At 70.0% G+C, this 2,470-nt stretch carries 2 protein-coding genes and 1 pseudogene; all 3 read left to right on the forward strand.

Features of this window, described 5'->3' with window-relative positions; translation table 11 throughout:
* Positions 1-16: 16 nt before the first annotated feature.
* Positions 17-1,612, forward strand: a complete 1,596-nt coding sequence (locus tag PLJ28_RS15505; RefSeq protein WP_324590403.1) for a putative type IV secretion/conjugal transfer ATPase — start codon at positions 17-19, stop codon at positions 1,610-1,612.
* Between the two features lie 38 nt (positions 1,613-1,650).
* A complete protein-coding gene (locus tag PLJ28_RS15510) occupies positions 1,651-1,917 on the forward strand; it encodes a hypothetical protein (protein ID WP_324590404.1) in 267 nt (88 codons plus the stop codon).
* A pseudogene (locus PLJ28_RS15515) lies at positions 1,917-2,470 on the forward strand (conjugal transfer protein TraG); the annotation flags it as partial. The gene PLJ28_RS15510 and the pseudogene PLJ28_RS15515, both read left to right, overlap by 1 nt.

The following is a 2,470-nucleotide window of genomic DNA, read 5'->3' on the forward strand; positions in this document are numbered from 1 at the left end:
CCGGGAGTTCTTCTAAATGACCTCCACCCAGACCACCACCCCCACCGTCCCGGAACAGTCCCTGACGCTGTCGAAGAAGGACCTGGCCCGGCTCAAGCGCGCCGAGGCCAAGCGCCAACGCCAGGCCCGTCGGGCCCGCCCGAAGGCGTCCCAGCAGTGGCGTGAGGCCCGCCAGGCCGCCCGGCACCGGCCCGGCCCGCGGGGGTGGAACCGGGCCGGTGGCGGCCCGGTGGACGTCATCGAGGCCCCCTTCGAGCTGCAGGGCACCACGGTGCAGGTCTGCGGGTTCTACCCGTTCTCCGCCGGGGCCGGGCTTCCGGTGATCGGCACCCCGCTGGGCTATCACCTGCGCCGCCGCTCCCTGGTCTGCGCGGACCCGGTGTCCTGGTTTAGGGCCGGGATCATCTCCAACCCGAGCGCGTTCATCCTCGGCCAGCCCGGACTGGGCAAGACCTCCCTGGTGCACCGAATGATCACCGTGCTGGCCGACTGGGGTGTCATCCCGCTGGTGCTGGCCGACACCCGCCCGGACTACGTGCACACCATCCGTGACCTCGGTGGCCAGGTCATCCGGTTCTCCCCGGGCCAGGGCCACATCAACCCGATGGACCTCGGTCCCATCGTGGGCCGGCTGGCGGGGATCAAGGACCCTGCCGAGCGGGCCAAGGCCCTGGAGGAGATGGCCTCGCGGCGCCGGTCGTTGATCGCCGGGGTCGTGGGCATGATGCTCGGCCGCGAGCTGGCCCCGCACGAACGCTCCGTGCTGGCCACCGCACTGTTCGACCTGGACCCCGAACTGACCTCCCCGCCGCTGCTGGGGGACGTCATCAACCACATCACCACCCGCCCGCAGTCTCTGCGCGCGGTGACCCTGACCCATGACAACGACGCCGAGTACGACACCCGGGTCCGCGACGTCCTCGACGCGCTGATCTCTCTCGGGCCGTCGGGGATGTACGGGACGATGTTCTCCGAGCCGACCTCCGAGCACATTCAGGTCGGGCGTCCGGCCGTGTTCGACATCTCCGGGGTCAACGAGAACGACCACGTGCTCATGGCCGCCGTGCAGTCCTTGTGCTGGAACCTCGGCAGCGCGACCGTCTCGGCGGAGGCGTACCTGGCCGCCGATGAGGGCCGGCGGCGCAAGACCTACTTCCTGGTCATGGACGAGCTGTGGCGGATCCTGCGGGCCTCGGCCGACATGGTGCACTTCATCGACGCGATCACCCGCCTGAACCGGGGCCGGATGATGGCCCAGGTGATGGTCACCCACACCATGAACGACCTCAAGCTCGCCGAACCGCACCTAACGGCCACCGCGTGGGGGTTCGTGGAACGCTCCGCGATGGTCTTCCTCGGCGGACTGGCCGAGGGCGAGATGGGCAACCTGCGAGAGGTCTTCGGGCTCTCCCGCGCCGAGGTCGCCCAACTCTCGGACTGGATCGCCGAGGCCCCCGTGGACGCCTGGACCGGCAAGGCCGGGCTGCGCCCGGGGGCCGGGAACTTCCTGCTCAAGACCGGCAAGGACGCCGGGGTCCCCCTGCACGTGCAGCTCACCGACCTGGAGATCGACAACACCAACACCAACCGCGACTGGGACATGGTGCAGTGATGGCCTCGCGCTGTAACCATGAAAGAGGCGTAGGAGTGGTGCCGACCAGCTGGCTGATGCCGTGGGTCGTTCTCGCAACCATCGCACTCCTGATCGCCAGATTCGTCTTCGGCGTCGAGGACTCCCTGGTGCTGTGGGTGGTCCTCGGGGGGTGCGTGGCAATCGTGCTGACCCACGTGGCCCTGATGATCGCCTATACCTTCGGGTGGACGATCTGGGACCTGATCGACCGTGCCCCGAACCCCACCATCACCGCCGCCGACCGCGACGGACTCGCCCGCGACGATGAGGACCAGGTGGCCTGATGCTCTCCGATCCCCGCCCCGGCCGGCGCACCCAGCCGGCCTCCGCCGAGACCGGCTGGGTCCTGGCCGCCGGCGCCCTGACCGCCCTGATCGGCGCCGTCGTGCTCTGGATCGTGGGGGCTTGGCTGGACCCCAACACCGACACCGACGCCGCCGGTGGACCGGTGGGCCTGCTCGCCGCCCAGGCCACCGGCGAGCTCCCGGTCGGCGGTGTGCAGCTGGCCGTGTTCGGCCTCGGCCTGCTGCTGTTGCTCGGGCTCGGGGCCGCGTTCGTGGTGGTCGCCCTGCGCACCTCGAAGCGGCGCAGCCGCGTGGACCATCTGGCGCCGAAGATGGCCAAGGCCCGCGAGTTCGACGCCCTCACCGAACCGGCCATGACCACCGATGCCGAACGACTCCGGGCTGATGGGGCCGGTCCGGGGGTGCCGCTGGCCAAGCTGGTCAACAACGGCAAACGACTCTTCGCCTCCTGGGAATGGGTGCAGATCTGGCTCATGGGTCCCCGCGCGGGCAAGACCACCAGTGTGTGCGTCCCGCAGATCCTGGAGACCCG

It is taken from the genome of Citricoccus sp. (assembly GCF_035445025.1).
Lineage (GTDB): Bacteria > Actinomycetota > Actinomycetes > Actinomycetales > Micrococcaceae > Citricoccus.

Bases quoted from the DNA above. Each gene is read 5' to 3' on its own strand.
- PLJ28_RS15505 (WP_324590403.1), top strand. From the start codon at position 17: ATGACCTCCACCCAGACCACCACCCCCACCGTCCCGGAACAGTCCCTG.